General features: G+C 67.6%; 22 protein-coding genes and 1 tRNA gene. 16 read left to right on the forward strand and 7 right to left on the reverse strand.

What is annotated here, in order from left to right; genetic code table 11:
- Positions 1–8 precede the first annotated feature (8 nt).
- Positions 9–701 (reverse strand): response regulator transcription factor, encoded by a 693-nt coding sequence (locus E3T55_RS13890; RefSeq protein ID WP_119976077.1) that lies wholly within the window; start codon positions 699–701, stop codon positions 9–11.
- Positions 702–810: 109 nt separating this feature from the next.
- On the opposite strand from E3T55_RS13890, the gene E3T55_RS13895 reads away from it, so the two are divergent.
- Genes E3T55_RS13895 through E3T55_RS13905 form a run of 3 tightly spaced genes read left to right on the forward strand, consistent with a single transcriptional unit; the run spans position 811 to position 3,771 of the window.
- Positions 811–2,145: an NAD(P)/FAD-dependent oxidoreductase gene (locus tag E3T55_RS13895; RefSeq protein WP_134520157.1), complete on the forward strand. Its 1,335-nt coding sequence runs from the start codon at positions 811–813 to the stop codon at positions 2,143–2,145.
- A 4-nt stretch (positions 2,146–2,149) separates the two neighbouring features.
- On the forward strand, positions 2,150–3,055 hold the full coding sequence (folP, locus tag E3T55_RS13900; protein ID WP_241993064.1) for a dihydropteroate synthase: 906 nt from the start codon (positions 2,150–2,152) through the stop codon (positions 3,053–3,055).
- Positions 3,055–3,771: a pyrimidine reductase family protein gene (locus E3T55_RS13905; protein WP_134520158.1), complete on the forward strand. Its 717-nt coding sequence runs from the start codon at positions 3,055–3,057 to the stop codon at positions 3,769–3,771. The genes folP and E3T55_RS13905 overlap by 1 nt, the downstream gene beginning before the upstream one ends.
- Positions 3,772–3,966: 195 nt before the next feature.
- Here E3T55_RS13905 and E3T55_RS13910 read toward each other — a convergent pair whose 3' ends face one another.
- The 3 genes from E3T55_RS13910 to E3T55_RS13920 all read right to left on the reverse strand — a co-directional run bounded on the left by E3T55_RS13910 (position 3,967) and on the right by E3T55_RS13920 (position 7,868).
- On the reverse strand, positions 3,967–5,610 hold the full coding sequence (locus E3T55_RS13910) for a DNA repair helicase XPB (RefSeq protein ID WP_134520159.1): 1,644 nt from the start codon (positions 5,608–5,610) through the stop codon (positions 3,967–3,969).
- A gap of 72 nt (positions 5,611–5,682) precedes the next feature.
- Positions 5,683–7,593 (reverse strand): helicase-associated domain-containing protein, encoded by a 1,911-nt coding sequence (locus tag E3T55_RS13915; protein WP_241993066.1) that lies wholly within the window; start codon positions 7,591–7,593, stop codon positions 5,683–5,685.
- Between the two features lie 5 nt (positions 7,594–7,598).
- Entirely contained in the window at positions 7,599–7,868 is a 270-nt protein-coding gene (locus E3T55_RS13920) for a multidrug ABC transporter ATPase (protein ID WP_134520161.1), read from the reverse strand.
- A 94-nt stretch (positions 7,869–7,962) separates the two neighbouring features.
- Here E3T55_RS13920 and E3T55_RS13925 point away from each other — a divergent pair, with 94 nt between their 5' ends.
- A complete protein-coding gene (locus E3T55_RS13925; protein ID WP_134520162.1) occupies positions 7,963–8,343 on the forward strand; it encodes a cold-shock protein in 381 nt (126 codons plus the stop codon).
- Positions 8,336–9,124 carry a DUF3027 domain-containing protein gene (locus E3T55_RS13930; RefSeq protein ID WP_134520163.1) on the forward strand — a complete coding sequence of 263 codons (789 nt, stop codon included), beginning with the start codon at positions 8,336–8,338 and terminating at the stop codon, positions 9,122–9,124. Before E3T55_RS13925 ends, E3T55_RS13930 begins: the two co-directional genes overlap by 8 nt.
- Here the strand turns inward: E3T55_RS13930 and E3T55_RS13935 are convergent.
- Together E3T55_RS13935 and serC are read right to left on the reverse strand one after the other, a co-directional pair.
- Positions 9,060–9,296 carry a DUF2530 domain-containing protein gene (locus E3T55_RS13935; protein WP_134520164.1) on the reverse strand — a complete coding sequence of 79 codons (237 nt, stop codon included), beginning with the start codon at positions 9,294–9,296 and terminating at the stop codon, positions 9,060–9,062. The genes E3T55_RS13930 and E3T55_RS13935 overlap by 65 nt on opposite strands.
- Before the next feature lie 5 nt (positions 9,297–9,301).
- Complete coding sequence (gene serC / locus E3T55_RS13940) at positions 9,302–10,420, reverse strand: phosphoserine transaminase (RefSeq protein WP_134520165.1); 1,119 nt, start codon at positions 10,418–10,420, stop codon at positions 9,302–9,304.
- Between the two features lie 129 nt (positions 10,421–10,549).
- Between serC and E3T55_RS13945 the strand changes: the two genes are divergently transcribed.
- The 11 genes from E3T55_RS13945 (at position 10,550) to E3T55_RS13995 (ending at position 25,457) form a co-directional block, all read left to right on the forward strand.
- Positions 10,550–11,269, forward strand: coding sequence for an iron-dependent transcriptional repressor DtxR (locus tag E3T55_RS13945; RefSeq protein ID WP_134520166.1), 720 nt, complete (start codon positions 10,550–10,552; stop codon positions 11,267–11,269).
- A gap of 343 nt (positions 11,270–11,612) precedes the next feature.
- The gene (locus E3T55_RS13950) at positions 11,613–12,350 is read left to right on the forward strand and encodes a C40 family peptidase (protein WP_134520167.1); all 738 of its coding nucleotides are present in this window, start codon (positions 11,613–11,615) and stop codon (positions 12,348–12,350) included.
- 394 nt (positions 12,351–12,744) lie between these two features.
- Positions 12,745–13,242 (forward strand): HNH endonuclease, encoded by a 498-nt coding sequence (locus E3T55_RS13955; protein ID WP_134520168.1) that lies wholly within the window; start codon positions 12,745–12,747, stop codon positions 13,240–13,242.
- Positions 13,243–13,353: 111 nt separating this feature from the next.
- Complete coding sequence (locus tag E3T55_RS13960; RefSeq protein WP_166791794.1) at positions 13,354–14,289, forward strand: CHAP domain-containing protein; 936 nt, start codon at positions 13,354–13,356, stop codon at positions 14,287–14,289.
- Positions 14,290–14,325: 36 nt separating this feature from the next.
- A tRNA-Arg gene (locus E3T55_RS13965) sits at positions 14,326–14,400 on the forward strand.
- 18 nt (positions 14,401–14,418) lie between these two features.
- On the forward strand, positions 14,419–15,336 hold the full coding sequence (locus tag E3T55_RS13970; RefSeq protein WP_134520170.1) for a PRD domain-containing protein: 918 nt from the start codon (positions 14,419–14,421) through the stop codon (positions 15,334–15,336).
- Between the two features lie 217 nt (positions 15,337–15,553).
- Positions 15,554–17,416, forward strand: coding sequence for a beta-glucoside-specific PTS transporter subunit IIABC (locus tag E3T55_RS13975; protein WP_134520171.1), 1,863 nt, complete (start codon positions 15,554–15,556; stop codon positions 17,414–17,416).
- 136 nt (positions 17,417–17,552) lie between these two features.
- A complete protein-coding gene (locus tag E3T55_RS13980) occupies positions 17,553–18,980 on the forward strand; it encodes a glycoside hydrolase family 1 protein (protein WP_134520172.1) in 1,428 nt (475 codons plus the stop codon).
- 74 nt (positions 18,981–19,054) lie between these two features.
- Positions 19,055–19,906: a Cof-type HAD-IIB family hydrolase gene (locus tag E3T55_RS13985; RefSeq protein WP_134520173.1), complete on the forward strand. Its 852-nt coding sequence runs from the start codon at positions 19,055–19,057 to the stop codon at positions 19,904–19,906.
- A 206-nt stretch (positions 19,907–20,112) separates the two neighbouring features.
- Complete coding sequence (locus E3T55_RS13990) at positions 20,113–24,123, forward strand: Pls/PosA family non-ribosomal peptide synthetase (RefSeq protein ID WP_134520174.1); 4,011 nt, start codon at positions 20,113–20,115, stop codon at positions 24,121–24,123.
- An 8-nt stretch (positions 24,124–24,131) separates the two neighbouring features.
- A complete protein-coding gene (locus tag E3T55_RS13995; RefSeq protein WP_134520175.1) occupies positions 24,132–25,457 on the forward strand; it encodes a M1 family metallopeptidase in 1,326 nt (441 codons plus the stop codon).
- Between the two features lie 14 nt (positions 25,458–25,471).
- Here E3T55_RS13995 and E3T55_RS14000 read toward each other — a convergent pair.
- Positions 25,472–26,011 (reverse strand): 4'-phosphopantetheinyl transferase family protein (locus tag E3T55_RS14000; protein WP_134520176.1); only part of this gene is annotated, 540 nt, incomplete at its 5' end.

Raw genomic sequence — 26,011 nt, forward strand, 5'->3', positions numbered from 1 at the left:
GCCTGTGACTACGCCTTGGCCGCCTTCAGCATGTAACCGAAGCCGCGCTTGGTCTGGATCAGGGGTTCCGTCGAGTGCACGTCCACCTTGCGACGCAGGTACGAGATGTAGGACTCCACGATTCCGGCGTCGCCGTTGAAGTCGTACTCCCAGACGTGGTCGAGGATCTGAGCCTTGGACAGCACCCGGTTGGGGTTGAGCATGAGGTAGCGCAGCAGCTTGAATTCGGTCGGGCTGAGCTCGATGGCCTCGGCGCCGACGAGTACCTCGTGGGTGTCCTGGTCCATGGTGAGCTCGCCGGCGCGGATGACCGCGTCTTCGTCGGCGTGCATCGTGCGGCGCAGAATGGCCTTGATGCGGGCGACGATCTCGTCGAGGCTGAACGGCTTGGTCACGTAGTCGTCGCCGCCGACGGTGAGGCCGGTGATCTTGTCTTCGGTGTCGTCCTTCGCCGTCAGAAAGAGGATCGGCGCGGTGTAGCCGGCGCTGCGCAGGCGCTTGGTCACGCCGAAGCCGTTCATGTCCGGCAGCATGACGTCGAGAATGATGAGGTCGGGTTCTTCCTCGAGCACGGCGGAAATCGCCGCGGCACCGTTTCCGACGGCCCGCACGGCGAATCCGGCGAAGCGGAGGCTGGTCGTGAGCAGGTCGCGAATGTTCGGTTCGTCGTCAACAATAAGAATGCGGGGGCCATCAGTCATGTCCCCAGTATCTGCGCGTTAGCTGAAGCTTGGCTGTGAGCCAGCGGTACACGGGCAGACGTGAGTAGGGTGAGGGTGCCATCATGCTGCTGACGACGGGAGTTCTTCCATGACCGAAGATCACGCACCCCAGGACACGCCCCGGAACGTGGATCAGAGTTCGGATCAAATCTTCGTCATTGTCGGTGGCGGTCTGGCCGGCGCCCGGGCCGCCGAGACGCTGCGCAGCGAGGGGTTCACGGGCCGCGTCATCATCGTGGCGGCCGAGAAGACCGTGCCCTACATCAGGCCGCCGCTGTCCAAGGGCTATCTGCAGGGTCACGACGACCGGGACTCTCTCGACGTGCACCCCGCGCCCTGGTACGCGACCCAGGGCATCGAGATCGTGCTGGGTATGCCGGCATCCGCTCTCTCACTGGCCCACAAGACGCTCACTCTCGGTGAGGGCACGGTGCTGCACTACGACAAGCTGCTGCTCGCGACCGGCGCCGCGCCCCGCCACTTCGACGAACCGAGCACGCACCTCACGGGCGTGCACCACCTGCGCAGCGCCGACAGCTCAACCCTGCTGCGCGCCGCACTACGGCCGGGCGGTCGCCGGATCGTGATCATCGGCTCCGGCTGGATCGGCCTCGAGGTCGCCGCGACCGCCCGCGGCTACGGCAACACCGTCACGGTGATCGGCCACGGCGCGGTACCGCTCGGTCACGCGATCGGCGATGAGGTCGGTGCGGTCTTCGCCGAACTGCACCGGGACAACGGCGTCAACCTGCTCATGAACACGACCGTGCACGCGATCGTCGGCGGGGAACACGGCGTCACCGGGGTCCGGCTCGGCGATGAGACCCTGGTACCGGCCGACGTGGTCGTCGTGGCCATCGGTGCCGCCCCCAACGTGCAGCTCGCCCGCGCGGCCGGGCTGCCCATTCATCGCGAGATTCCGCACGGACCCATCAGCGGCATCACCGTCGACGCCGGCTTTCGCACGACGGATGCCGACGTCTACGCAGTCGGTGACGCCGCCTCGGTCTTTCACCCGGTTCTCGGCACCCAGCTGCACGTCGAGCACTGGGCGAACGCCGAGAACGCTGGCCCGGCAGCCGCCCGCTCCATGCTCGGCCAGGCCGTGGCCTATGACGCGATTCCGTACTTCTATACCGACCAGTTCGACCTGAGCATGGAGTATTCGGGGTACCCGAGTCTGGCCGCTGGCGCGACCGTGGTGTTTCGCGGTAATCGGACGGCCCGCGAGTTCGTGGCCTTCTGGCTGCGGGAAAACCGCGTCGTGGCGGGCATGAACGTGAACGTGTGGGATGTGAACGAGACCGTGCAGCAGTTGATTGGCACGCGGGTCGTCGTCGATCCGGCCCGACTCGCGGACCTGAGCGTGCCCCTCGAAGAGCTTTTCGAGGCGCGCGGTGCAACCCAACGCGTGACAGATTAGAACCGTGACCCTCTCTTGTGGCAGCGCCCCCGCTCTCGTCGTTCCCCCGCTCGGCCGCCCGCGCCTGATCGGCGGACGCACGTTCGACTTCTCCCGGGAGGTCGCGGTCATGGCCGTCATCAACCGCACCCCCGATTCGTTCTACGACCAGGGGGCGACGTTCGCGCTGGAGGCATCCGTCGCCGCCGCACGCCGGGCGATCGACGACGGCGCCGACTGGGTCGACATCGGCGGGGCCAAGTTCGCGCCCGGACCGCTGATCGCGATTGAGGAGGAGATCGACCGCGTCGTTCCCGTCATTGCGGCCCTGCGCGGCTCCGGCGTGGTGATCTCCGTCGACACCTTCCACCCCGAGGTCGCCAGGGCGAGCATCGCGGCCGGCGCCCACGTCATCAACGACACGACCGGGGTACACGACCCGCGCATGGCGGAGGTCGTCGCCGACAGCGACGCAATCCTCGTGATCACGCACAGCCTGGCGGTGCCCCGCACCCCGTATCCGTCGCCGCACTATGACGACGTGGTCGGCGAGGTCGTGTCTTTTCTGCAGGAGCGCATCGGCCGTGCGGTCGAACACGGGGTTCCGCCCGAGCGCCTCATCGTCGATCCGGGCCATGACCTCAACAAGAACACCCTGCACTCCCTCGAGCTGACCCGTCGCCTCGGCGAGATCAGCGCGCTCGGCTGGCCGCTGCTCGTCGCCGTCTCGAACAAGGACTTTGTGGGGGAGAGCCTCGACCGGCCGCGCGGGCAACGCGTCGAGGGGTCTCTGGCCGCCGCCGTGGTGTGCATTCTGAATGGTGCCCGCATCGTGCGCATGCACAATGTACGCGCGGCCGTTGATGCGGTGCGCATGACCGAGGCGATCCTCGGGTTTCGCCAACCGGCCTATCTGACCCACAACATCTGATGGAACGATCAGACGGATTCAGCCGGGCCGCGCTGTTGGAACGTTACGCCCTGCCCGATCGCATCACCCCCCGAGTCCGCCTGAACTTCGTCGCGAGCCTCGACGGCGCCGCCACCCTCGACGGGGTCAGTGGTGGCCTCGGCACGCCCGCGGACCGCGCCGTCTTCGACACCCTGCGGGTACTGACCGACGTGATCCTGGTCGGAGCCGGCACCGTGCGTGCCGAGGGCTACGGCGGCCCACTGCTCAGCGAAGCGGATGCCGCGTGGCGGCTCGCCCAGGGCCGGTCGCCTCAGCCGCCACTCGCGATCGTGTCGGGGCGGCTCGATCTGCACCCGGGGCATCCGGTCTTCGCCGAAGCCGTGGTGCGCCCGATCGTGGTGACCCACGCCGGGTCACCGGCGACGAAGCGCGCGGCGCTCGCCGAGGTCGCCGACGTGCTGGTCTGCGGCGAAACTGCGGTCGACCCGCGGCTCGTGGTGGCGGCGCTCGGCGACCGCGGGCTCTCGCAGATTCTCTGTGAGGGCGGCCCGAGCCTCGTCGGGGCGCTCATCGAAGCGGATGCCGTCGACGAGCTCTGCCTCACCCTCAGCCCGGTGCTCGAGGGCGGGGCCGCGGGGCGCATCGCGCACGGCGGCGCTGCGGCGCGGCCAATGCGGCTCGTACACGCGCTGCCCGAGGGCGACACCGTGCTGCTGCGCTACGCCCGCGCCTGAGCCGTGCCTTCTCCTGCTTGTGTGTGGATGACCGCGATCGGTGGCGAATTCAGGAGATTCGCCGGTGGGCGGCGTCAGAGCCGCCGGACCACTGCCGCGGATGCGCCGACACCGGGCAGATCTCCTGAATTAGCCACGCGGTGAGGCGCCAGACTCGTTCTGATGACCTCCTCGTGCGGCCGGCCGGCCGACCGGTCAGGCGGCCTCGAGGCTCACGGAATCGAGGATGGTATAGCTGTAGCCCTGCTCGGCGAGGAACCGCTGGCGGTTCTGCGCGAAGTCCTGGTCGACCGTGTCTCGTGACACGAGGGTGTAGAAGTTCGCGGACAGCCCGGACTCTTTCGGGCGCAGCAGGCGGCCGAGGCGCTGGGCCTCTTCCTGGCGGGAGCCGAACGAGCCGGAGACCTGGATGGCGACGGTCGCCTCCGGCAGGTCGACCGAGAAGTTCGCGACCTTCGAGACCACGAGCACCTTCTCTTCGCCGACCCTAAAGGCCTGGTACAGCCGTTCCCGCTCGTCGATCGGGGTCGCGCCGGTGAGCTTGGGCGCGCCCAGGGCCTCGGCGAGTTCCTCGATCTGGTCGAGGTACTGGCCGATCACGAGAATGCGCTCACCGGCGTGCTTCTTCATGAGCGCCTTGACCACGTCGAGCTTCGCCGGTGCGGTCGCGGCGAGGCGGTAGCGTTCGTCGTCGGCGGCGGCCGCATAGCTGAGCCGTTCCGACTGCGGCAGGTCGATGCGCACCTCGTAGCAGCTGGCGGGGGAGATGAAGCCCTGGGCCTCGATCTCCTTCCACGGCGCGTCGAAACGTTTCGGGCCGATGAGGCTGAAGACGTCGCCCTCGCGGCCGTCCTCCCGCACGAGCGTGGCCGTGAGGCCGAGGCGGCGGCGGGCCTGCAGCTCGGCGGTGAGCTTGAAGACGGGGGCGGGCAGCAGGTGTACCTCGTCATAGATCACGAGGCCCCAGTCCATGGCGTCGAGCAGTTCGAGGTGCGCGTACTCGCCCTTGCGCCTGGCCGTGAGAATTTGGTACGTGGCGATCGTGACCGGCTTGACCTCTTTCACCTGGCCGGAGTACTCGCCGATCTCGTCGGGGGTGAGCGTGGTGCGCTTGAGCAGCTCGGCCCGCCACTGCCGCGCCGACACGGTGTTGGTCACGAGAATCAGGGTGTTGGTCTTCGCGGTGGCCATGGCCCCGGCGCCTACGAGTGTCTTGCCGGCGCCACAGGGCAGCACGACGACGCCGGAGCCGCCGTCGAAGAAGCTCTCCACCGCCTTGTTCTGGTAGTCGCGCAGCGCCCAGCCGTCTTCTTTCAGGGCGATGTCGTGCGGGGTTCCCGGCGTGTAGCCGGCGAGGTCTTCGGCGGGCCAGCCGAGCTTGACGAGCTCCTGCTTGAGCTGGCCGCGGGCCCACGGCTCCACGAGAAAGGTGTCGGGTGACGGATGCCCGATCAGCAGTGGCGCGATGCGCTTGGCTCCGGCGACCTCGGTCAGAACCGGCTGGTCGTTGCTCTGCAGCACGAGGCGACCCTCGGTGTCGCGCTCGATGACGAGGCGGCCGTACCGGCCGACGGTCTCGGTGATGTCCACGCTGACCGTCTGCGGAATGGCGAACTTCGAGTAGCGCTCGAGGGTGGCGAGCATGTCGGAGGCATCGTGTCCGGCCGCCCGCGCGTTCCACAGGCCGAGCCGCGTGATGCGGTAGGTGTGGATGTGTTCGGGAGCGCGCTCAAGCTCGGCGAAGACGGCGAGGTCGTGCCGCGCATCCTCTGCCAGAGGGTGGGCAACTTCGAGCAACACCGTGCGGTCACTTTGGACAATCAGGGGGCCATCAGACATAGCGGTCAATTCTACGCCCGTTGCGGTGGCAGACCCGCACGCGGGCCAGCCACGGGGTGCTCAGCGGGGCGATCAGGGCGCGGGGGTGATGCTGATGATGCTCGATAGCGGCAGGGTGCGCTCGATGTCGGCGCGCCGGTCCCTGGCCCGAAACCGGCCGCCGCCGACGCTGGCCGGTTCGAGCAGGTAGTCGACGACGACCCCGCCGGGCATGCTGATGCTCACGGTGACGGTCTGTTTGCCCCGGATCGCGGTGTCGAGCTGCCGGGCGAGCCAGGCATCCGCTGCCATCACTTCGCCGCCGTCACCGGCGCGCAGTGCCTCGACGAGGGTGCGGGCCGGATCGGTGCTGACCACCGCGGCGACGCGGGCGAGCGGATGCCGCCGCAGGTGCACGATCTCGCCGGTGCTGTCTTCGGCCGCGACCGGATAGCGGGCGTCGCTGAGAGCCCAGAACACGGCATCCGCGCTGAAGCTGCTGAGCAGCCGGTCCCCGCGCCGTTCGAGGGCGAGCGGGGCCAGCGTCTGGTCGACGAGGATCGAGCCGAGCAGCCCGATGTCGTCGGAGCGCACGTAACTCTGAGCAGATACCGGGCCGGGGGCCGGCACGGCCTGCGCCGCTGCGGTGGCCAGGGACCCGACCCGCACGCGGCCGTAGCGGGCCGCGGATTCAGTGATGAGGTAGTCGACGGGCTGCGGAATGCCGGTCAGGGAAATTCCGCGCAGAAAATCCAGCAGCGACTCCGCGTTTTCGCCGGCCGCGAGGGCACGGTTGACGGACGCCGAGGTGATGCGGTAACTCGACGCGAGTTCCCGGCTTTCCACGTCGGCGAGACTGCGCAGGCGGGCATCGATTGACGCGGCCAGCGGGCCGGGGGCGACGATCGACAGGTCGTGCTGCAGGTAGACGGCGCCGACCTCTTCCGGCAGGGCCGCCGTCATGATGCCGCGTGCCCCGGCGAGGTCGCCGCCGAGCAGCGCGGCACCCACCGAACTGGTGGCATGGTGTGCGGTGACGCCGAGGATCTCGGCGTCACGGGCGAATTGCGTGACGCGGTCGGCCATCCACTCGCCCCCTGCGGGGTAGAGCCAGGCGACGAACGCGTGCAGGCCGGCCCCCCAGGCCAGGCCGGGGGAACTCGGGAGGATCGCACGCACGTCGAGGGGCACGGCCGCGAACCAGCTCGCGGCGATCGTGGCCCAGCGCTGGGTGGTGGCCTCGAGCAGCCAGGCCTCGCCGGCCTCGGTTTCCATCCAGTAGCCGTCGGACCGGGCGATGAGTTCGGCGCGGGCCGCGAGGTGCACGAGGGCAGGAACGGCCTCGAGTTCGATGCTCATGACGGCGGCCAGGCGCTTGGTGTCGGGAAGCCCGAGCCCGCCGCGGCTGAGTTCGCGCGCCGGTTCCCTGGCCAGTTCGTTGACCAGTTCGGCCACGCTCGACACGGCGGAGAAGGCGCGCTCGGCGGCGAGCCGATCGGTGAAGCCGGTGTCGGCATCCGTCGGCGTGGTGGTGGGCAGGGGAGCCGGGTGCGCGGCGAGGTCGGTGAGGCCAGGCAGCCCCTGGGCCGGCCAGCCACGCAGCACCTCGGAGACGGCGTCGTAGGGGCTCAACCGGCTGGTGTCCGCCTTGGGTTCTGAGGTGTCCCCGAGCAACAGGGAGTCGATGGTGGCGGCCGCGGCCGCGACCGTGTCGGCCTGAGCGCCGGCGAAGCCGAGGGCGTGCAGGTGCTCGGCGATCTGCGCCAGCGTCGGCGCCTGCTCGGCCCCGACCGACCCGGATCGCAGCTCGCCGGCGGCGGCGAGCACGGCGAGGGTTCCGCGGTCGAGGTGGGTCAGCGCCTGCTGCACGCTGACGGGGTCGAGAAGCGCCTCGGCGAGGTCGAAGAAGTCGCGGATTGCCGGCGCCGTCACGGCACGCGCAGCCAGCGCCGCCCGCAGCGTCTCGTCGTCGAGGGAACGCAGGCGGGTAGCGAGGCTGAACATGGTCACTATTGCTCCTTGGCCTCACGGCTGCGACGGATGGCGCTGGTCACCAGCAGGGCGATGATCAGCAGAAACCCGAGTGGCAGGCCGAAGTTGGGCACGGTGATCACGAACGGCCAGAGCCCGGAGCTGAAACCGTCATTGTCGCCGGCGCCGAGAGACGTGCCGATGATGAGCGCGAGAAAGCACAGGATCGACAGGCCCACCACACCCGCGACCATGTACGCGAGAATGCGTTCGAGGCGGTTGGCGGTGTGTGGAATTTGAGTGGTCACCCCTCAAGGATACGGGGCCGAGACGCCTCCGACCGAATATGCTGGAGCATCAGAGAGTGCGCTCCCGCGCGCCCCAAAACCTTATGAGGTTCAGATGCCCACCGGCAAGGTCAAGTTCTACGACGAGGACAAAGGCTTCGGCTTCATCACGTCTGATGAGGGCCACGAAGTCTTTCTGCACGCATCCGCCGTGCCGGCCGGAACCATTGTCAAGGCCGGCATGAAGCTTGAATTCGGCATTGTCGACGGCAAGCGTGGCGCCCAGGCGCTCTCGGTGCGCGTTATCGCAGCGCCGCCGAGCCTCAGCAAACTGAACCGCAAACCGGCCGACGACATGGCGATCATCGTGGAGGATCTCGTCAAACTGCTCGACGGCATCGGAGCCAACCTGCGCCGGGGACGATACCCGGAAAGCTCGCACAGCCACAAGATAGCCGCCATGCTTCGCAAGGTGGCCGAGGAACTCGATGCCTGAACCGCTTAGCCTGCCCGAATCGATCGACCTGCCCGAAACGATCGACCTGCCCGACGCCGACGCCGTGGGCGTCAGCGACGCCGAGCCGGAAAGTGTGGCCGTGGAGGCTCAGGCGGCCGTTGACTACCCCGCCGATGAGGCGCTGCTCGCCGCCGTTGACCTGGCGCGCACGGCGCTGCTCGAGATCACCCCGGCCGACAGCATCGGGGAACCGCTCGGCCACCAGGTGGAAGGCGACCGGGTCGTGTCGCTCTACTTCGCCTGCACCCTGGCCGGTTATCCGGGCTGGCGATGGACGGTCAGCCTCGCCCGCACCGACGAGAACGCCGAGCCCTCGGTGCTGGAAACCGAGTTGACTCCCGGCGACGGCTCACTGCTCGCGCCGGAGTGGATTCCGTGGTCGGACCGACTGGCCGACTACAGCGCCGCCCAGGACGTGCTCACGACGGAGGCCGCCGTCGCCGCACTCGCCGCTCTCGAGGGCATCGACGACGACGATGACGACGACGACGACGACGATGACGACGATGACGACGACGACGATTCCGACGACGACCACGGTGTTGACGACGATTCGTATGAGGATGACGACGCGGACGACGACGAGTCAGACGAAGACGAAGAAGACGAAGACGAAGACGACGAAGACGACGACGACGACGACGAAGACGACGACGACGAAGACGACGGCATCAGCGACGACGACGCCCGGTCGGTTAGTTTGAGCCGCGCCGCCACTGCACCCAGGCGAGCCCGAGTACGCCGAGCGCAAGGCCGATAGCCGAACACCAAAACCACCAGGTCAGGCCCTGCCCGCTGATCGCTCCAACGAGGAGCGCCGCGAGCAGGGCCAGCAACCACGCGACCGACCCAACGACGAGTGCCTTACGGGCATCCGTTCGAACCGGCTGAGGGTCCGGCCGGCGCTCGCTGTCCTTGAGCCAGAGTCGCATCCGCGCTAGTTTCCGAGACGCCCGGTGACGTATTCGATCGATGCGACGAGCTGGCGCACATCGGCGGGGTCGATCGCCGTGAAGGTGGCGATGCGCAGCTGGTTGCGGCCGAGCTTGCGGTAGGGCTCGGTGTCGAGCACGCCGTTGGCGCGCAGGGCCTTGCTGATCTTCGAGGCGTCGATCGCGTCGTCGAAGTCGATCGTGACGACGACCTGCGAGCGGTGTTCCGGGTTCACCACGAACGGGGTCGCGTAGTCGATGCCGGTGGCCCAGTCGTACAGAACAGATGACGACTCCCGCGTGCGCGCAGCGGCCCAGGTGAGTCCGCCGCTCGCGTTCATCCAGTCGATCTGGTTTTCCATCAGCAGCAGGGTCGCCACCGCAGGGGTGTTCAGGGTCTGGTTGAGGCGCGAATTGTCGATCGCGTTCTTCAGGCTCAGGAACTCCGGAATGTAACGGCCGCTCGCCGCGATGCGCTCGACGCGCGCAATCGCTGCTGGGGAGAACAGGGCAAACCAGATGCCGCCGTCGGAGGCGAAGTTCTTCTGCGGGGCGAAGTAGTAGACATCCGCCTGGCTCGCATCGAAGTCGATTCCGCCGGCCGCGCTCGTGGCGTCGATCACCGTGAGGGCGCCCTCGTCGGCGACGACGCGGGTGACGGGCGCCATGACGCCGGTCGAGGTCTCGTTCTGGGGCCAGGCGTACACGTCGATGCCGGGGGTCGGCACGAACTCGCTGCGCGATCCGGTGTCGGCCTTGATCACATCGGGGGTCTCGAGCCACGGGGCGGCGGCGGCCTTGGCGAACTTGCCGCCGAACTCGCCGAAGACGAGGTGCTGGCTGCGCTTCTCGATCAGACCGAACGCGGCGGCGTCCCAGAACGCGGTCGAGCCGCCGTTGCCGAGAACAACCTCGTAGCCCGCAGGAATGGTGAACAGCTCGCCCAGACCGGCGCGCACGCGGCCGACGAGGTCTTTCACGCCGGGCTGGCGGTGCGACGTGCCGAGGATCGTGTCGCCGAAGCTGATCAGGTGCTCCAGCTGCTCCTTTCGAATCTTCGAGGGGCCGCAGCCGAATCGTCCGTCGAGGGGCAGGAGGTCTGAAGGTATTACGAGGTCTGACATGAGGCGATTCTACTGGTCTGCCTGATTTGGCTGCCCTGCCCGATTCAGCTGTTCCAGCCGATTCCGTTGCCCCTCCCGGCGGCGGGTAGGCTGAGACGGTTGCTTGACAGGCCGAGCGGGAGGCTGGAGATGACCGATCTGATTGATACCACCGAGATGTATCTCCGAACAATACTCGACCTGGAGGAAGAGCAGATTGTGCCCCTGCGGGCGAGAATTTCGGAGCGCCTCGGGCACTCCGGGCCGACGGTCTCGCAGACCGTGGCACGCATGGAACGAGACGGCCTCGTCGTCGTTTCGGGCGACCGTCACCTCGAACTGACCGTCGACGGTCGCAGCAAGGCCGTTCACGTGATGCGCAAACACCGCCTGGCCGAACGATTGCTCAGCGACGTGATTGGCCTCGAATGGGAGTTCGTGCACGATGAGGCCTGTCGCTGGGAGCACGTCATGAGCGAGCAGGTCGAGCGCAAGATTCTGGATCTGCTCGGGCACCCGACCGAGTCACCGTACGGCAACCCGATTCCCGGCCTCGACGAACTCGGCCACTCGCCGGCCGTCACCTTCATGAACGGGGTCACCAACGTGGTGCGCGTGGTGGCGAGCTCGCTGGATCCCGTGACCGCCGTCATCCGTCGCCTCGGCGAACCGGTGCAGTTCGACCCCGAGCTCTTGCTGCAGCTGAAGCAATCCGGTGTCATGCCCGGCGCGACCGGCGTGTTTTCGGCCGTCGGATCGTACGTTCTTGTACAGGTTGAAGGATTTGGCGACGGACTCGAGTTGCCCAACGAAGTGGCCAGCCACATTTTCGTTGCTACGCCTGCGATTGAGGCCCTACCGGGTGAATGATTACTGCTAGTCAACTTGCCCATAAATCGACTTTTTTGTTATCACTTCGTTAGAAAAGTGGTACCTGAGAATGACAAACAGGTCAGCGTCACGTAACGTCGGGGGAGTCCCACCGACCAGAACACGGTCGAAGGACCCAGATCAAGACGCCTGACTGCCCGTCTCTTGGTTCGGTACACATCCGCGATTGCGAAGTGGACGGGGCAACAACCTAGGTTGCCAAGGCGCCGGAGATAACACTTTGGCAGCATTAGACACACGACGATCCCGACGCGAGCTTGACCGCACGACCACCGCGCTCGACCGCGCTTCGGCCGCCGGATCTCAGGTTCAGCCGCACAGGATGGCGAAACGCCCCATCCGCCGCGGCAAGGTTGGCAACGTCGTGGTGATGAGCCTGGCCTTCGGGCTCATGGCGACCATGTCGATTCCCGCCTACGCCTTCGCGCCCGACGCGCAAGACTCCGCGTTCGCGGCCACCGAGAGCACGCAGCTGTCCAAGACTCAGGCTCAGGCCGTCGAAGTGGATGCCGCCTCCGCCACCCTGACCGTCGCCCGCGACGGGTTCACGGCCACCACCGCCGAAGAGCTTGCCGCCGCCGAGGCCGCAGTCGTCGCTTCAGAGGCCGCTGCCGCTGCCGAAGCCCGCCGCATCGAGGTCTCCTCGCAGCTCACGACCTATGCCACGTCTTACTCCGGCCCGTCTGCGGCCGACTACCTCGCTAACCCGACCTACCCGGAGTTCGACCTGGCCTCGGTCTACAACGTTGCCTCGCAGTATCAGGGCACGCCGTACGTCTATGGCGGCGCCACGCCCGCCGGGTTCGACTGCTCGGGCTTCATCATGTACGTCTACGCCCAGTTCGGCATCAGCCTGCCGCACTCCTCCAACGGCCAGGCCGCCGCGGGCACCCGCATCGCGATCGAAGACGCCGTTCCCGGCGACCTCGTGATCATGCCGGGACACGACGGCTTCTACGCCGGAAACGGCAACATTCTGCACGCGCCCTACACCGGCCAGAACGTGCGGGTACAGCCGATCTGGACGAGCGACTACTACATCGTGCGCATCGGAATCTAGGCCAATCCCGAGCAGCCCGTCACCGGGCTCACCGCTCGTCGTGTGAACACTCGGTTACGACAAGCACAAACTCTTCTGCAAAACCTTTTCGCACACAGATTTGTGGGTTAACCTATTGCCCTGATGTTCTGCGGGTTTTTGGGAGAGCCAATGCGTACGTTTCGCACAATCCATGCCATGGATTGGTGCGAGCGATTCACGCGGCGGCATAGCAGTCAAATTTTCGTGAGCCACACCGTGGCCTGCAGGGCGTTGTCATTCGTGACAGCGCCCTGCGTCGTTAACAGCGCTGTTGTTGATCACGCACTGTGTGACCGCTCCTGTCAGGCCCGTCTGCAACAGACAGGTAGTTCGAATGGCTGGAAGCCGTCCAGCCTCTTTCGAGAGGGAGCGCATGCGCACACTGGTCCTCAACGCAGGGTATGAACCCCTCGCCGTGGTGTCCTTCAAACGGGCGCTCGTGCTCGTCATGAATCAGAAAGCCACGATCGTGCAGTCCGATCAGGGCCACCCCATCTGGGCGGCGTCGGGTGCCTGGGAACGGCCGAGTGTCATTCTGCTGACTCGCTACGTGCGGATTCCGCGCTCGCGGTCGATGCCCGTGAGCCGCCGCGGTGTGCTGCGGCGCGATGAGCACCGATGTTGCTACTGCGGAAAGTCGGCCAACACCATCGACCACGTTCTGCCGCGGTCCCGCGGGGGGCGTGACACCTGGGAAAATCTGGTCGCGAGCTGCCTGCGCTGCAACAACACCAAGAGCGATCACACCCCGGCCGAGATGGGCTGGGACATGCGCTTCACCCCCGGAACCCCACAGGGAACCACGTGGATGGTGCCGGGCGCCGAGCGCCCCCTGCCGCAGTGGGATGCCTACCTGGCCCCCGCTGCGTGAACGGTCCCGAAACGGTCACGGAACGATAACGACGGCGGTAAAAAATACCGTCGGCTTGTCCTAGGCTGGATGTGCCGGACTACCCGAATTCGGCCGTCTCAAAGGATCGCCGTGAGCAATTCCGAGCCTGTCGGCACTGCGCCAGTGCCCGCTGCCGCGACCGAATTACCCTCGCGCCGCGCCCTGCGGGCCGCCCGTGACGCGAACACCGCAGGGACCGCCGTTCCGACCGTGGTGCGCGCTCACTCCCGGCACGCTGCCGCGCCCCCGGTGAACCCACCCGCCGCGCACGCCAACCAGACCGCGCGCACGATCACGACTCAGGTTCCGCGCCGCAGCCCGTTGACGGTTGTGGTGGCGTTTCTGGCCATTCCCGGGCTGCTGCTTACCCTCGCGCTTCCGGCCTACGCCTACGCCCCGGGTTCGAGCGGCACGCAGGACCTCGCGCTGGGTGAGGTTCAGGGGCTGGCCATACCGGCGGCATCCGTCAGCATCAGCCTCAACCGCGACGGCTACACGGCCACGACGGCCGAGGACATTGCGGCGCAGACCGAGGCGGACCGGCAGGCCGCGGACCGTGAGCGTTCGGCCGAGGCCGCCCGGGCGAGTTCGGCGCAGTACGCGAGCAGCGGCATCCGCGTTGAAAACGACGACTATCCGTGGCCGGACGGCGCGGCCGACGGCGCGACGCTCTCGCCGCAGGGCTACTACTTTCGGGAGTGCGTCGATTTCGTGGCCTGGCGCCTGAACCGGGATGCCGGCGCGAGCGCCACCGACCTGCGCTGGACCTGGCAGAACCTCACCCCCGGTGCGGGCAGCGCGCGCAGCTGGTCGAGCGCCTGGTCGAGCCAGGGCCGGGTCACGAGTGACACGCCCGTCGTCGGCGCGGTCGCCTGGTTCACCTATAACCACGTCGCCTACGTACAGTCGGTTCCGGGGGACGGCACCGTGGTGCTCGAAGAGTACAACTGGATGGGCAGCCACGCGTACCATACCCGGGTCGTGCCGATCGGGGACGTTGCGCTCTATCTCTATCCCCCGAGTTAGCTTGGCTCCATCCGCCCGGCTAAACTTGATGGGCACGCCTCTGTAGCTCAGTGGAAGAGCAATTCCGTCCTAAGGAAATGGCCGGGGGTTCGAATCCCTCCAGGGGCACCACACAATTACACTGTCTGTATGGCGACGGATCGCAGAGCACCGGGTTCACCGCGAGCGGTTGCTCACAAGGTGCTCAACAACAACGTCGTCATCTCGATCGACGTGTCCGGGCAGGAACGGGTGCTGATGGGGCGCGGGCTGGGGTTTCAGCTGCTGCCCACCGACACGATCGACCCGGCCAAGGTCGAAAAGACCTTCATCCTCGACCAGGGCAGTGAAGCCGAACACGCCAGGCAGCTGCTGACGTCGGTGCCTTACCCCGTCGTTGAAGCCGTCATGTCGGCCGTTGATGAGGCCGAACGCACCCTGGGACGGAGCCTCGGTCGCCGGCTGCCGCTCGCCATCATCGATCACATCCAGTACGTGCTGGAGCGGCTGCAGAAAGGCATCCGCATCCCCAGCACGTCGATGCCGGAACTGCGCATTCTGCACCCCCAGGAGTTCGCCGCCGCGACGGCGATGTCCCGCTCGGTCAGTGCCAGCCTGCAGACCGCCCTCCCTGAGGAGGAAGCGGTCTTTCTCACGATGCACCTGCTGAACGCCACCCGGGATGAGCCCAACGGAACCGCGGCGCTGCTCTTTCGCCGGGTGCAGCACGTGATCACGACCGTGGAAACAGGGCTCGGAGTTACGCTGGACCCGGGGGGCCCCGACTACGCACGCTTCATTCTGCACGTGCAGTTTCTGCTGCAGCGACTCGTGGCCAACACGATGCTGCGAGGCTCCGAAACCTCATTTTTCGAGTTTGCCAAGCACAGCTACCCGCGCTCCTACGCCATCGCGGTCAACGTCAAGCTGTACGTCTCCGCCGCGACCGGCTCCGACCTCACCGACGAGGAACTGCTCTACGTGATCGTGCACGTGGAGCGGCTGGCCAACTTGGTCGTTGACGGGCGCAGCGTCGACGGAAAAACTGATGCTGGTGCACGCCCCTGACGGTGTGGTAGCGTCAACGACGTAGGGCGATGATGCCCAACGGAATCATCTTGGATTGTTACCGCGTCAGCGGGCAAAACCTGAGCTCATGTTGTTGTTGTGACTTATGTCACCGTGGCAGCACACGAGTTCAGGTCTTTTTTTTGCCCAAATGCCAGGCAGTCACGTGATTCCTCACAATGGATGCCGCGATGTCGCGGCTGAAGGCGAGTGACTGATGGACTACTCCAAGACTGCTGCGGCAGTCCTCAAGGGTGTCGGTGGCGAGGACAACGTTTTGTCGCTCGTGCACTGCGCGACACGGCTGCGATTCGTCATCAGGGATGACGCCAAGGTCGACAAGGCGGCCGTCAAGGCCGCTCCCGGCGTCATCGCCACGGCCGAAGCCGGCGGCCAGTATCAGGTCGTCATCGGCAACGAGGTGCCCGAGGTTTTCGCTGCGATCAGCACGATCTCGAAGCTCGGTGGTGGCTCGCACGGAGACGGCCCCTCTGGTGCCACGTCCGGTGCGCCCAAGGGCAACCCGCTCAACCGCTTCATCGCGATGATCTCGGCGATCTTCACGCCGTTGCTCTGGGCTCTCGCTGGAACCGGCCTGCTCAAGGCGTTCCTCGCCGCGGCGGTCACCTTCGGCTGGCTCGACAACACGACCACCACGTACACGATTCTGAACGCGCTCTCGGATGCGTTCATCAACTTCCTGCCGCTCGCGCTCGCGATCACTGCGGCGAAGTACTTCAACGCTGCCCAGTTCACCTCGCTCGCCATCGCCGGTGCCTTCGTCTATCCCTCGATCGTCGCCCTCAACGGCGTGCCGGACATCACCTTCTTTGGCATCCCCGTCACGATGGTCAGCTATGTCTCGAGCGTCATTCCGATCATCGTCATCGTCTGGCTGCAAAGTCACGCCGAGCGGTTCCTCTACGCCAAACTCCCGTCCGCGATCCGCCGCTTCGTGACCCCGATGCTGCTGGTTCTGATTCTCGTTCCGCTGACCTTCCTGCTCATCGGCCCGCTGTCCAACCTGGTCAGCGGCGGCCTGGCCGGCGGCATCAGCTGGGTCTTCACGGCCGTGCCGTGGCTCGGCGGCGCCATCATGGGCGGCCTGTGGCAGGTCTTCGTAATCTTCGGCCTGCACTGGGGCTTCGTACCGATCATGACCGCTGAGCTGCAGACAGGCGGCTACGTCTTTCTGATCGCACCGCTGTTCGCCGCCGTGCTGGCCCAGGCCGCGGCCGTCACCGGAGTCTGGGTGCGCACCAAGGACAAGAACCTGAAGTCCCTCGCCGCCCCGGCGGCCCTGTCCGGCTTTCTCGCCGGTGTCACCGAGCCGGCGATCTACGGAGTCAACCTGCCGCTCAAGCGCCCGTTCGTGTACGGCGTTATCGGCGGTGTGCTCGGTGGTGGCCTGATCTCGGCCGGCGGCATCGCCAGCAACGCTTTCGTTCTGCCGTCTGGCCTGGCAATTCCCGCGCTGCTCAGCACGGGCAACCTGGTCCTGCTGTTCATCGGCCTCGCCGTCGCCATTATTGTGCCGTTCCTGCTCACCGTCATCGTCGGATTCAAGGACCCGGTCGCCGAGCCGGCAGCCCCCGCCGAAGGTACCGATGTTGACGTGCTCAGCCCGCTGGACGGCACCGCCATCGCGCTCACCGAGGTCGCCGACGCCGCCTTTGCGGGAGGAACGCTGGGCAAGGGGGTCGCGATCATCCCCCGCGTCGGAGCTCTCTATGCCCCGTTTGACGCCGTGGTGGTTGCAGCTTTCCCGACCGGACATGCCATCGGGCTGCGGCATGCTGACGGCGCCGAAGCGCTGATCCACATCGGAATCGACACCGTCAAGCTCGCCGGCCAGCACTTCACGGTGAAGGTCGACAAAGGCCAGCAGGTGAAGGCCGGCGATCTTCTGGTGGAGTTCGACGTGGCCGCGATCACCGCAGCGGGCTACGACGTGACGACCCCCGTCATCATCACGAACCCCAAGAAGTACCCGACCATCGCCGCGATGGCGTCTGGCCCGGTCGCGCACGGCGATTCGCTCTTCCTCGCCATCGCTCAGGAAGAACGGGCCTTGGTCTAAGCACCACACACTACGACCCGGTGGAGGAGCGTTCCGGCGCTCCTCCACCCCCTGCACTGCGCACCTGTACTGACTGCGCACCTGTAATGAATGCGCACCTGTAATGAATGCGCACCTGTAATGAAGGAGTACCAGAATGACCACTGCCACACCACACACCTTTCCCACGGATTTTCTCTGGGGTGGCGCCACGGCCGCGAACCAGATCGAGGGCGCCTATAACGAGGGCGGCAAGGGCCTGTCGATCCAGGACGTCATGCCGCACGGCATCACCACCCCGCGCGCCGACGGGCCGACCGACGACAACCTCAAGCAGGTCGCCATCGACTTCTACCACCGCTATGCCGAAGACATCGCCCTCTTCGCCGAGATGGGCTTCAAGACCTTCCGCTTCTCGATCGCCTGGAGCCGAATCTTTCCGCTCGGCGACGAAACCGAGCCCAATGAAGAGGGCCTCGCGTTCTACGACCGCGTGATCGACGAGTGCGAGAAGCACGGCATCGCGCCCCTCGTCACGATCTCCCACTACGAGACGCCGCTGCACCTCGCCGACACCTACGACGGCTGGGTCAACCGCGACCTGATCGGCTTCTACGAGCGTTACGCCCGCGTGCTGTTCGCCCGGTACGGTGCCCGGGTGAAGTACTGGCTCACCTTTAACGAGATCAACTCGGTGCTGCACGCCCCGCTGCTGTCGGGCGGCATCAACACCCCGAAGGACCAGCTCACCAAGACCGACCTCTATCAGGCCGTGCACAACGAGCTGGTCGCGAGCGCCTTGGCCACTAAGGCAGCCCGTGAACTCGCCCCCACCGCCCAGGTCGGGTGCATGATCCTCGCGATGCCCGCCTACCCCTTGTCGCCCGACCCCGACGACGTCTTCGCGGCGCTCACCACCGAACGCACCAACCTCGCTTTCGGCGACATCCACGTGCGCGGCGAATACCCCGGCTACTACCTGCGGAGCCTGCGTGACCAGGGCGTCGAGCTGGTCATCACCGACGAAGAGCGCGCGTTGCTCAAGGAGTACACCGTCGACTTCGTCTCCTTCAGCTACTACGTGAGCGTGGCCGAGACCGCCGACGTGTCGCAGCGTGTCGTGGGGGAGGGCAACATCTTCCCCGGAGTGCGCAACCCGACGCTGAAAGCATCCGAGTGGGGCTGGCAGATCGATCCCGTCGGCCTGCGCACTGTACTCAACCAGTTCTGGGACCGCTGGCAGAAGCCGCTCTTCATCGTGGAGAACGGTCTGGGCGCCAAGGACGAACTCATCACGGTCAACGGCCGCAAGACCGTTATCGATGACTACCGCATTGCGTACCTGAACGACCACCTCGTGCAGGTCGGCGAGGCCCTCGCCGACGGGGTAGACGTCATGGGGTTCACGCCGTGGGGCTGCATCGACCTGGTCAGCGCCAGCACGGCGCAGATGAGCAAACGGTACGGCTTCATCTACGTGGACCGCAACGACGACGGCACCGGCACCCTGGACCGCTTCAAGAAGAAGTCCTTTGGCTGGTATGCCGAGGTCATTGAGTCGAACGGTGCCAGCCTCAGCCGCTAGCGTCGAAGCTACCGACCTACAACTCAGGTGGTCTCCGGGAAGCATTCCGGAGACCACCTCGTCTGGAGAGCACCATGGTTTCCCCCCGTATCGCGTTTCTTGACGTCGACGGCACCCTCATCGATTCCGGCGAGGTGATCGCTGATTCGACGATCGATGCGGTGCAGACGGCCAGGGCCAACGGGCATCTGGTCTACCTCAGCACCGGTCGGGCATCGGTGGAGATCTACCCCGTCATCAGTGATATCGGATTCGACGGCGCCGTCAGCGCCGGGGGAGGCTTTGCGCAGATCGGCGACGAGCTGGTGATCGAACGCACCATGCCCGCAGCAGCGGTGGCCCGCATGGTCGATTTTTACGAGGCCTCGGGGTTCGACTTCTATCTGCAGGCCTTCGACGAGCTCTACCCGAGTCCCGGAGTACGTGATCGATTCGCCGCGTACTTCCACTCCGATGCCGAGCAGACCGTGCACACCGGGGGGCATGGCGTCGCGATCGCCGACGAACACCCCGCCCTGCGCGCCTTCGCCGATGTGCGCGCGTACAGTTTCTCCGGCATCGCCAAGTCCGTGTTTCTCGGCGGCGACCAGACGGCCTACGATCGGGTGGCCGAGGCGCTCAGCGACGACTTTCACGTCATCACCGGAACCATCCCGCACATGGGGCGTGGCAGCGGTGAGGTCACCCTCGACGGGGTGAACAAGGGGTCCACGATTCTGCAGCTACTGGACCGGCTCGGCCTCCCCGCCGCATCCGCCATCGGCATCGGCGACAGCACCAACGACATCGAGATGCTCCAGGTCTGCGGGGTGGGCATTGCCATGGGCAACGCGACGGATGCGGTCAAGGCCCACGCCGACGAGGTGACCACGGCCGTGCTTGATGATGGCGTCTGGAACGCCTTTCGCCGCCACGGTCTGATCTGACCCAGGGTTGCCGGGCGGCGCGGGGTTGAGTCACGAACATCGCGCCCTCGTTGTGCTGACGAGGGTGCGATGTCCGTGACTCACCAGCGACTCACCCGCGACTCGCCTCAGGCGCACCACGCGGGAGTTCATCTGCACGTCACAGGCAGGCTCTAAACTGACAGATCGCGTGGAGTGCCAAGATCTGCGCGATTAGGGGAGCGTACGTGGAACAGCTAGACCGCGAGCAGCAACAGCACCAGCAACATCCGCACACCCAAGAGAGCCTGCAGGCGGCCTCCCGGGTCACCCCGGCCCGCACCCTCGCCGATATTCTCGCGGCCACCGCCGAGCTGCATCCCGACGCCCTCGCCCTCGAAGACGCCGCCGGCCCCATCAGCTACAGCGGACTGCTTCGCCTGGTCACCGAGCAGGCCAACGACCTGAGCCGTCAGGGCGTGCGGCGCGGCGACAAGGTCGGCATCCGCATTCCCTCCGGAAGTCGTGAACTATACGTCTCCATTCTCGCGACCCTCGTGCTGGGCGCCGCCTACGTTCCCGTCGACGCCGACGACCCCGAAGAGCGCGCCCGCCTCGTCTTCGGCGAGGCCCATGTCATCGGCGTGATCGGCGACCACGGCGTGTTCGCCCTGCGCGGCGAGATCGACGCCGCGAGCGTGCGTGAGCGGATGCTGCCCCCCGGCGACGACCCGGCCCTGGTCTTTCCCGACGGCGTCATTCCGACCCCCGACGACGACGCCTGGGTCATCTTCACGAGCGGCTCCACCGGCGTGCCCAAGGGTGTCGCCGTCACCCACCGCTCCGCGGCGGCCTTCGTCGACGCCGAGGCGCGCCTGTTTCTGCAGGCCGAACCGATCGGCCCGGGCGACCGGGTGCTCGCCGGCCTGTCGGTCGCCTTCGACGCGTCGTGCGAGGAGATGTGGCTCGCCTGGCGTTACGGCGCCTGCCTCGTGCCCGCGCCGCGCTCGCTCGTGCGTTCCGGCGCCGATCTCGGCCCGTGGTTGATCAGTCACGGCGTGACCGTCGTGTCGACCGTGCCGACCCTCGCCGCGCTCTGGCCGGAGGACTCCCTCGAGGCGGTGCGGCTCGTCATCTTCGGCGGTGAAGCCTGCCCGCCCGACCTGGCCGCACGCATCGCGGCGCGGGGGCGTGAGGTCTGGAACACCTACGGCCCGACCGAGGCGACCGTCGTCGCCTGCGCCGCGCCGCTCGGCGGCCCCGGCCCGGTGCGCATCGGCCTGCCGCTCGATGGCTGGGACCTCGCCGTCGTCGACGCCGCCGGCCAGCGCGTCACCGAGGGCGAAACCGGCGAACTCATCATCGGCGGGGTGGGCCTGGCCCGCTACCTCGACCCCGAGAAAGACGCCGAAAAGTATGCCCCGCACGAGGCGCTCGGCTGGCACCGCGCCTATCGTAGCGGCGACCTCGTGCGCTTCGAGGCGGCCGGCCTGATCTTCGCCGGCCGCGCCGACGACCAGGTCAAACTCGGCGGTCGCCGCATCGAACTGGGTGAAGTGGATGCCGCGCTGCAGGCCCTCGACGGAGTCGCCGGCGCCGCCGCAGTCGTGCAGACCACGCCGGCCGGAAACCACGTGCTCGTCGGCTACGTCGCCCTCATCGACCCGGCGGCCGGTTTCGACCGCCTGGCCGCCACCGCCCGGCTGCGCGACGAACTTCCCGCGGCGCTGATTCCGCTGCTCGCCCTCGTCGACGCGCTGCCGACGCGCACCTCGGGCAAGGTCGACCGGGCCGCCCTGCCGTGGCCGCTGCCGAGCACGGGCGATGAGGGCGCCGCCGCCCTCACGCCGACGGCCGGGTGGCTGGCCGAGCGTTGGGCATCCATTCTGGGCGTGCCCGTTTCCGGACCCGACGATGACTTCTTCGCCAACGGCGGCGGCTCGCTCTCGGCGGCCCAGTTCGTGTCGGCGCTGCGCGAGAAGTACCCGGAGACCCGGGTCAGCGACATCTACGACCACCCCCGCATCGGCTCGCTCGCCGACGAACTCGACTCCCGGGTGCCTCCGGTGCTGGCCGCGACGCGCACGGTGTTGCCGACCCCGCTCAGCAGCCGCATCGGGCAGACCCTGCTCGGCATTCCGCTGTTCGTGCTGGTCGGCGCCCGCTGGCTGGTCTACCTTGCCGCGATCAACAACCTGCTGCCGCTCTGGGGTGACGCCACGTTCACGCCGGCCGTGCCGTGGTGGACAATCGTGCTCGGCTTCGTGCTGTTCGTGACGCCGCTGGGCAAAATGGGCATCGCCGTCGCGGCCGCCCGCCTGCTGCTGCGGGGTGTGAAACCGGGCAATTATCCGCGCGGCGGCTCGGTGCACCTGCGGCTCTGGCTGGCCGAGCAGGTCGCCCTGCTCGTGGATGCCGCGAGCCTCGCCGGGGCGCCGTGGATCAGCTACTACGCCCGCGCGCTCGGCGCGCGCATCGGCACCGACGTCGACCTCCACACCCTGCCGCCGGTGACCGGGCTGCTCACGATCGGCGCGCGAGCCTCCATCGAACCCGAAACCGACCTCGCCGGCTACTGGATCGACGGCGACGTGCTGCGCATCGGCCGGGTGCACATCGGCGAGGAGGCCACCGTCGGCAGCCGCAGCACCCTGCTGGGCGGCGCCCACATCGGCGACCGGGCCGCCGTCGAACCGGGGGCCGCCGTGTCGGGCCGCATTCCGGCCGGCGAACGCTGGGCCGGATCCCCGGCCGAGCGGGTGGGCTCGCCCAAACGCCCCTGGCCGGCCGAACGCCCGCCGCGCGGCCGTCGCTGGCTCACCGTCTTCGCGATCGGTTCGATCGTGATGACGGCGCTGCCGGCCGGTTCCGCTATTCTCGGTGCGCTCGTCGTGGGCACCGCGATCGGCGACGCCTCGACCCTCGGGGAGGCGCTGCTGCGCGCCGCGCTCGCCGTGCCGCTCGCGGTGTTCGCCGCCGGCCTCGCCTACGCCTCCGCCGTGGTGCTCGCCGTGCGCGCCCTCGGGGTGGGCCTGCGCGACGGCTTCTACCCGGTGCGCAGCCGGGTCGGCTGGCAGGTCTGGATGACCGAACGCATCCTCGACGGCGCCCGCACCCTGCTGTTTCCGGTCTACGCGAGCCTGTTCACCCCGGTCTGGCTGCGCCTGCTGGGCGCGAAGGTCGGCCCGGGCGTCGAAGCGTCGACCGTGCTGCTGATCCCCTCGCTGACCACGATCGCGCCGCACGCGTTTCTCGCCGACGACACCATGGTCGCCTGCTACGAGCTTGGTGGCGGCTGGATGCACATCGGCCGCGCCAAGATCGGCAAGCGGGCCTTTCTCGGCAACAGCGGCATGGCCGGCCCCGGCCGCACCGTGCCGCGCAACGGCCTCGTCGCGGTGCTGTCGTCGACTCCGCGCAAGGCCAAGCGTGGGTCGAGCTGGCTCGGCAACCCGGCCGTGCGCCTGCGGCGCACCGTGACCGACGTCGACGACTCGCGCACCTTCAACCCGCCGCTGCGGCTGAAGGTCGCTCGCTCCTCGTGGGAGGTGCTGCGCATCGTTCCGGTGTTTGTCACCGCGTGGGTCGCCCTCGGGGTGCTCGCCGCACTCGAAGCGATCTGGCTCTCGCTGGGTCTCGGCTGGGCGGTCGCGCTCAGCGGCGTGGTCATGCTCACCGCCGGCGCCGTCGCCGCGCTCGTCACCTCGGCCGCGAAGTGGGTGCTGGTGGGGCGGATCGACCAGAGTGAGCATCCGCTCTGGTCATCGTTCATCTGGCGCAACGAGGTCTCCGACACCTTCGTCGAGATGGTCGCGCGGCCCTGGTTCGCCGAGAAGGCGACCGGTACCCCGGCGCTCGCCATCTGGCTGCGCACCCTGGGCGCGAAGGTAGGGAAGGGCGTGTGGTGCGAGACGTACTGGCTGCCCGAGGCCGACCTCGTGAGCATTGCCGACGGCGTCACCGTGAACCGCGGCTGCGTCGTGCAGACGCACCTCTTTCACGACCGCATCATGCAGCTTGACACGGTCAACCTCGCGGCCGGTTCGACGCTCGGCCCGCACAGCGTGATTCTGCCGGCGGCGTCGGTGGATGCCGCGGCGACCGTCGGCCCCGCCTCTCTCGTCATGCGCGGCGAACGGGTACCGGCCGGGTCGCTCTGGTCGGGCAACCCAATCTCGCCGTGGCACACGCCGCCGTGGTCGACTGCGCCGCAGCACGTGACAGAGCAGCACGTGAAAGAGCAGAACGTGAAAGAGTAGACCCACAGATGCCACAGAACACCGCTCCCACCCTGGGCGCCCCGACCGCGGGCGACCCCTATGTGGCGAGCGGAAACGGTGGCTATGTCGTGGAACGCTACGAACTCGAGCTCGATTACCGGGTCGCCACGAACCGGCTGCGGGCGACCGCCGTGCTGTTTGCCCGGGCGACCATGCGGCTCGACCGGTTCAGCCTCGACTTCGACGGACTGAGCGTCGACCGGGTCACGATCGGCGGAGCCCGCCCGAAGAAACTCGTGCAGACGCCGCGCAAACTGATCCTCACCGCCGCGGCCACGATCGAGGCCGGGGACCGGTTCGAGGTGACCGTGCGGTATCGGGGGGCGCCGCATCCGCTGCGCAGCATCTGGGGCGATGTGGGCTGGGAAGAGCTCGAAGACGGCGTGCTCGTGGCCGGGCAGCCGAACGGCGCCGCCTCGTGGTTTCCGTGCAACGATCACCCCAGCGACAAGGCCACCTTTCGCATCACGGTGACCTGCGAGGCGCCGTACACCGTGATCTGCAACGGTGTGCTCGCGAGCCGGTCGACGCGTTCGGGCCGCACGACCTGGAGCTACGACTCGCCGGAGTCGATGGCGACCTACCTCGCGACCGTGCAGATCGGCCGCTACCTGCGCAAAGACGTGTCGGGCGGACTGGTCAGCCAGCGCATCTTCTACCCCTCTGGACACCTGCCGCAGGTGTCGGAGGACTTCTCCCGCCTCGGCGAGATGGTCGCCCTGTTCAGCGACCGCTTCGGCCCGTACCCGTTCGAGTCGTACACCGTCGTGGTGACCGACGACAAGCTCGAGATTCCGCTCGAGGCCCAGGGTATGGCCATCTTCGGCCGCAACCACGTCGACGGCGAGCACGGCAGCGACCGGCTGATCGCCCACGAACTGGCCCACCAGTGGTTCGGCAACAGCCTCACCGTCGAAAGCTGGCGCGACATCTGGCTGCACGAGGGCTTCGCCTGTTACGCCGAATGGATCTGGGCCGAGGCGAGCGGTGGCCGCACGGCCGACACGAGCGCGCTCGTGCACCGCCGCAAGGTCGAGGCCCTGCCGCAGGATCTGCTGACGGGCGACCCGGGCCCGCACGATATGTTCGACGACCGCGTCTATAAGCGCGGCGCGATGGCCCTGCACGCCGTGCGCCGCTCGGTCGGCGACGAGGCCTTCTTCGGGGCGGTGCGGGCGTTCACGGCCGACCGACGGCACAGCAACGTGACCGCGGCCGGGTTCGTGGAGTTCTTCACGAATCACACCGGCAGCACCGGCATCGAACGCATCGTGCACCGCTGGCTGTACGAAACGGCGATGCCCAAGGCCTGAGCCGCACCTGTCGCCTACTCGTGCAGCATGAGGCGCACCGGGGTGTCGGCGAGTACGGCGACGGTACCGACGAGGCCCCGGCCCGGGTCGAATGCGAGCAGTCGCAGGCGGGGGAGCGCAAACGGTGCGTTCGGCCAGGCGATCAGGGTGCCGGTGCTGCTCACCGACAGGTCACGCGGGTCGACGTTCAGGCCGTCACCGGTCAGCTTGAGCACGGCCTCCTTGATCGTCCACAGGCGGGTGCGGGCTCGGGCCGCCGCGAGCGGGCCGAGGGTGCCGAGCGCGGCGAGCTCGCTCGACGTGAACGCCACGTCATCAACGTCGCGGCGGGTGAGCGCGTCGATGCTCTCAATGTCGATGCCGACCTCTCCGAGCGGGCTCACGGCGATGGCGACGGATGCCCCCGCCCGGCTCAGCGACACCCCCCAGCCGGTGCAGGCGGCCGGCGACACCACCCGAGCGCGGCCGTGCGGGCCGCCACACCGGGTGCAGCGCTGCTCCAGCCCGACGGATGTACCGCGCCCCGCGGCGGGCGGTTGCCCGGCCACCCGGGC

The organism is Cryobacterium frigoriphilum (assembly GCF_004403305.1).
GTDB lineage: Bacteria > Actinomycetota > Actinomycetes > Actinomycetales > Microbacteriaceae > Cryobacterium > Cryobacterium frigoriphilum.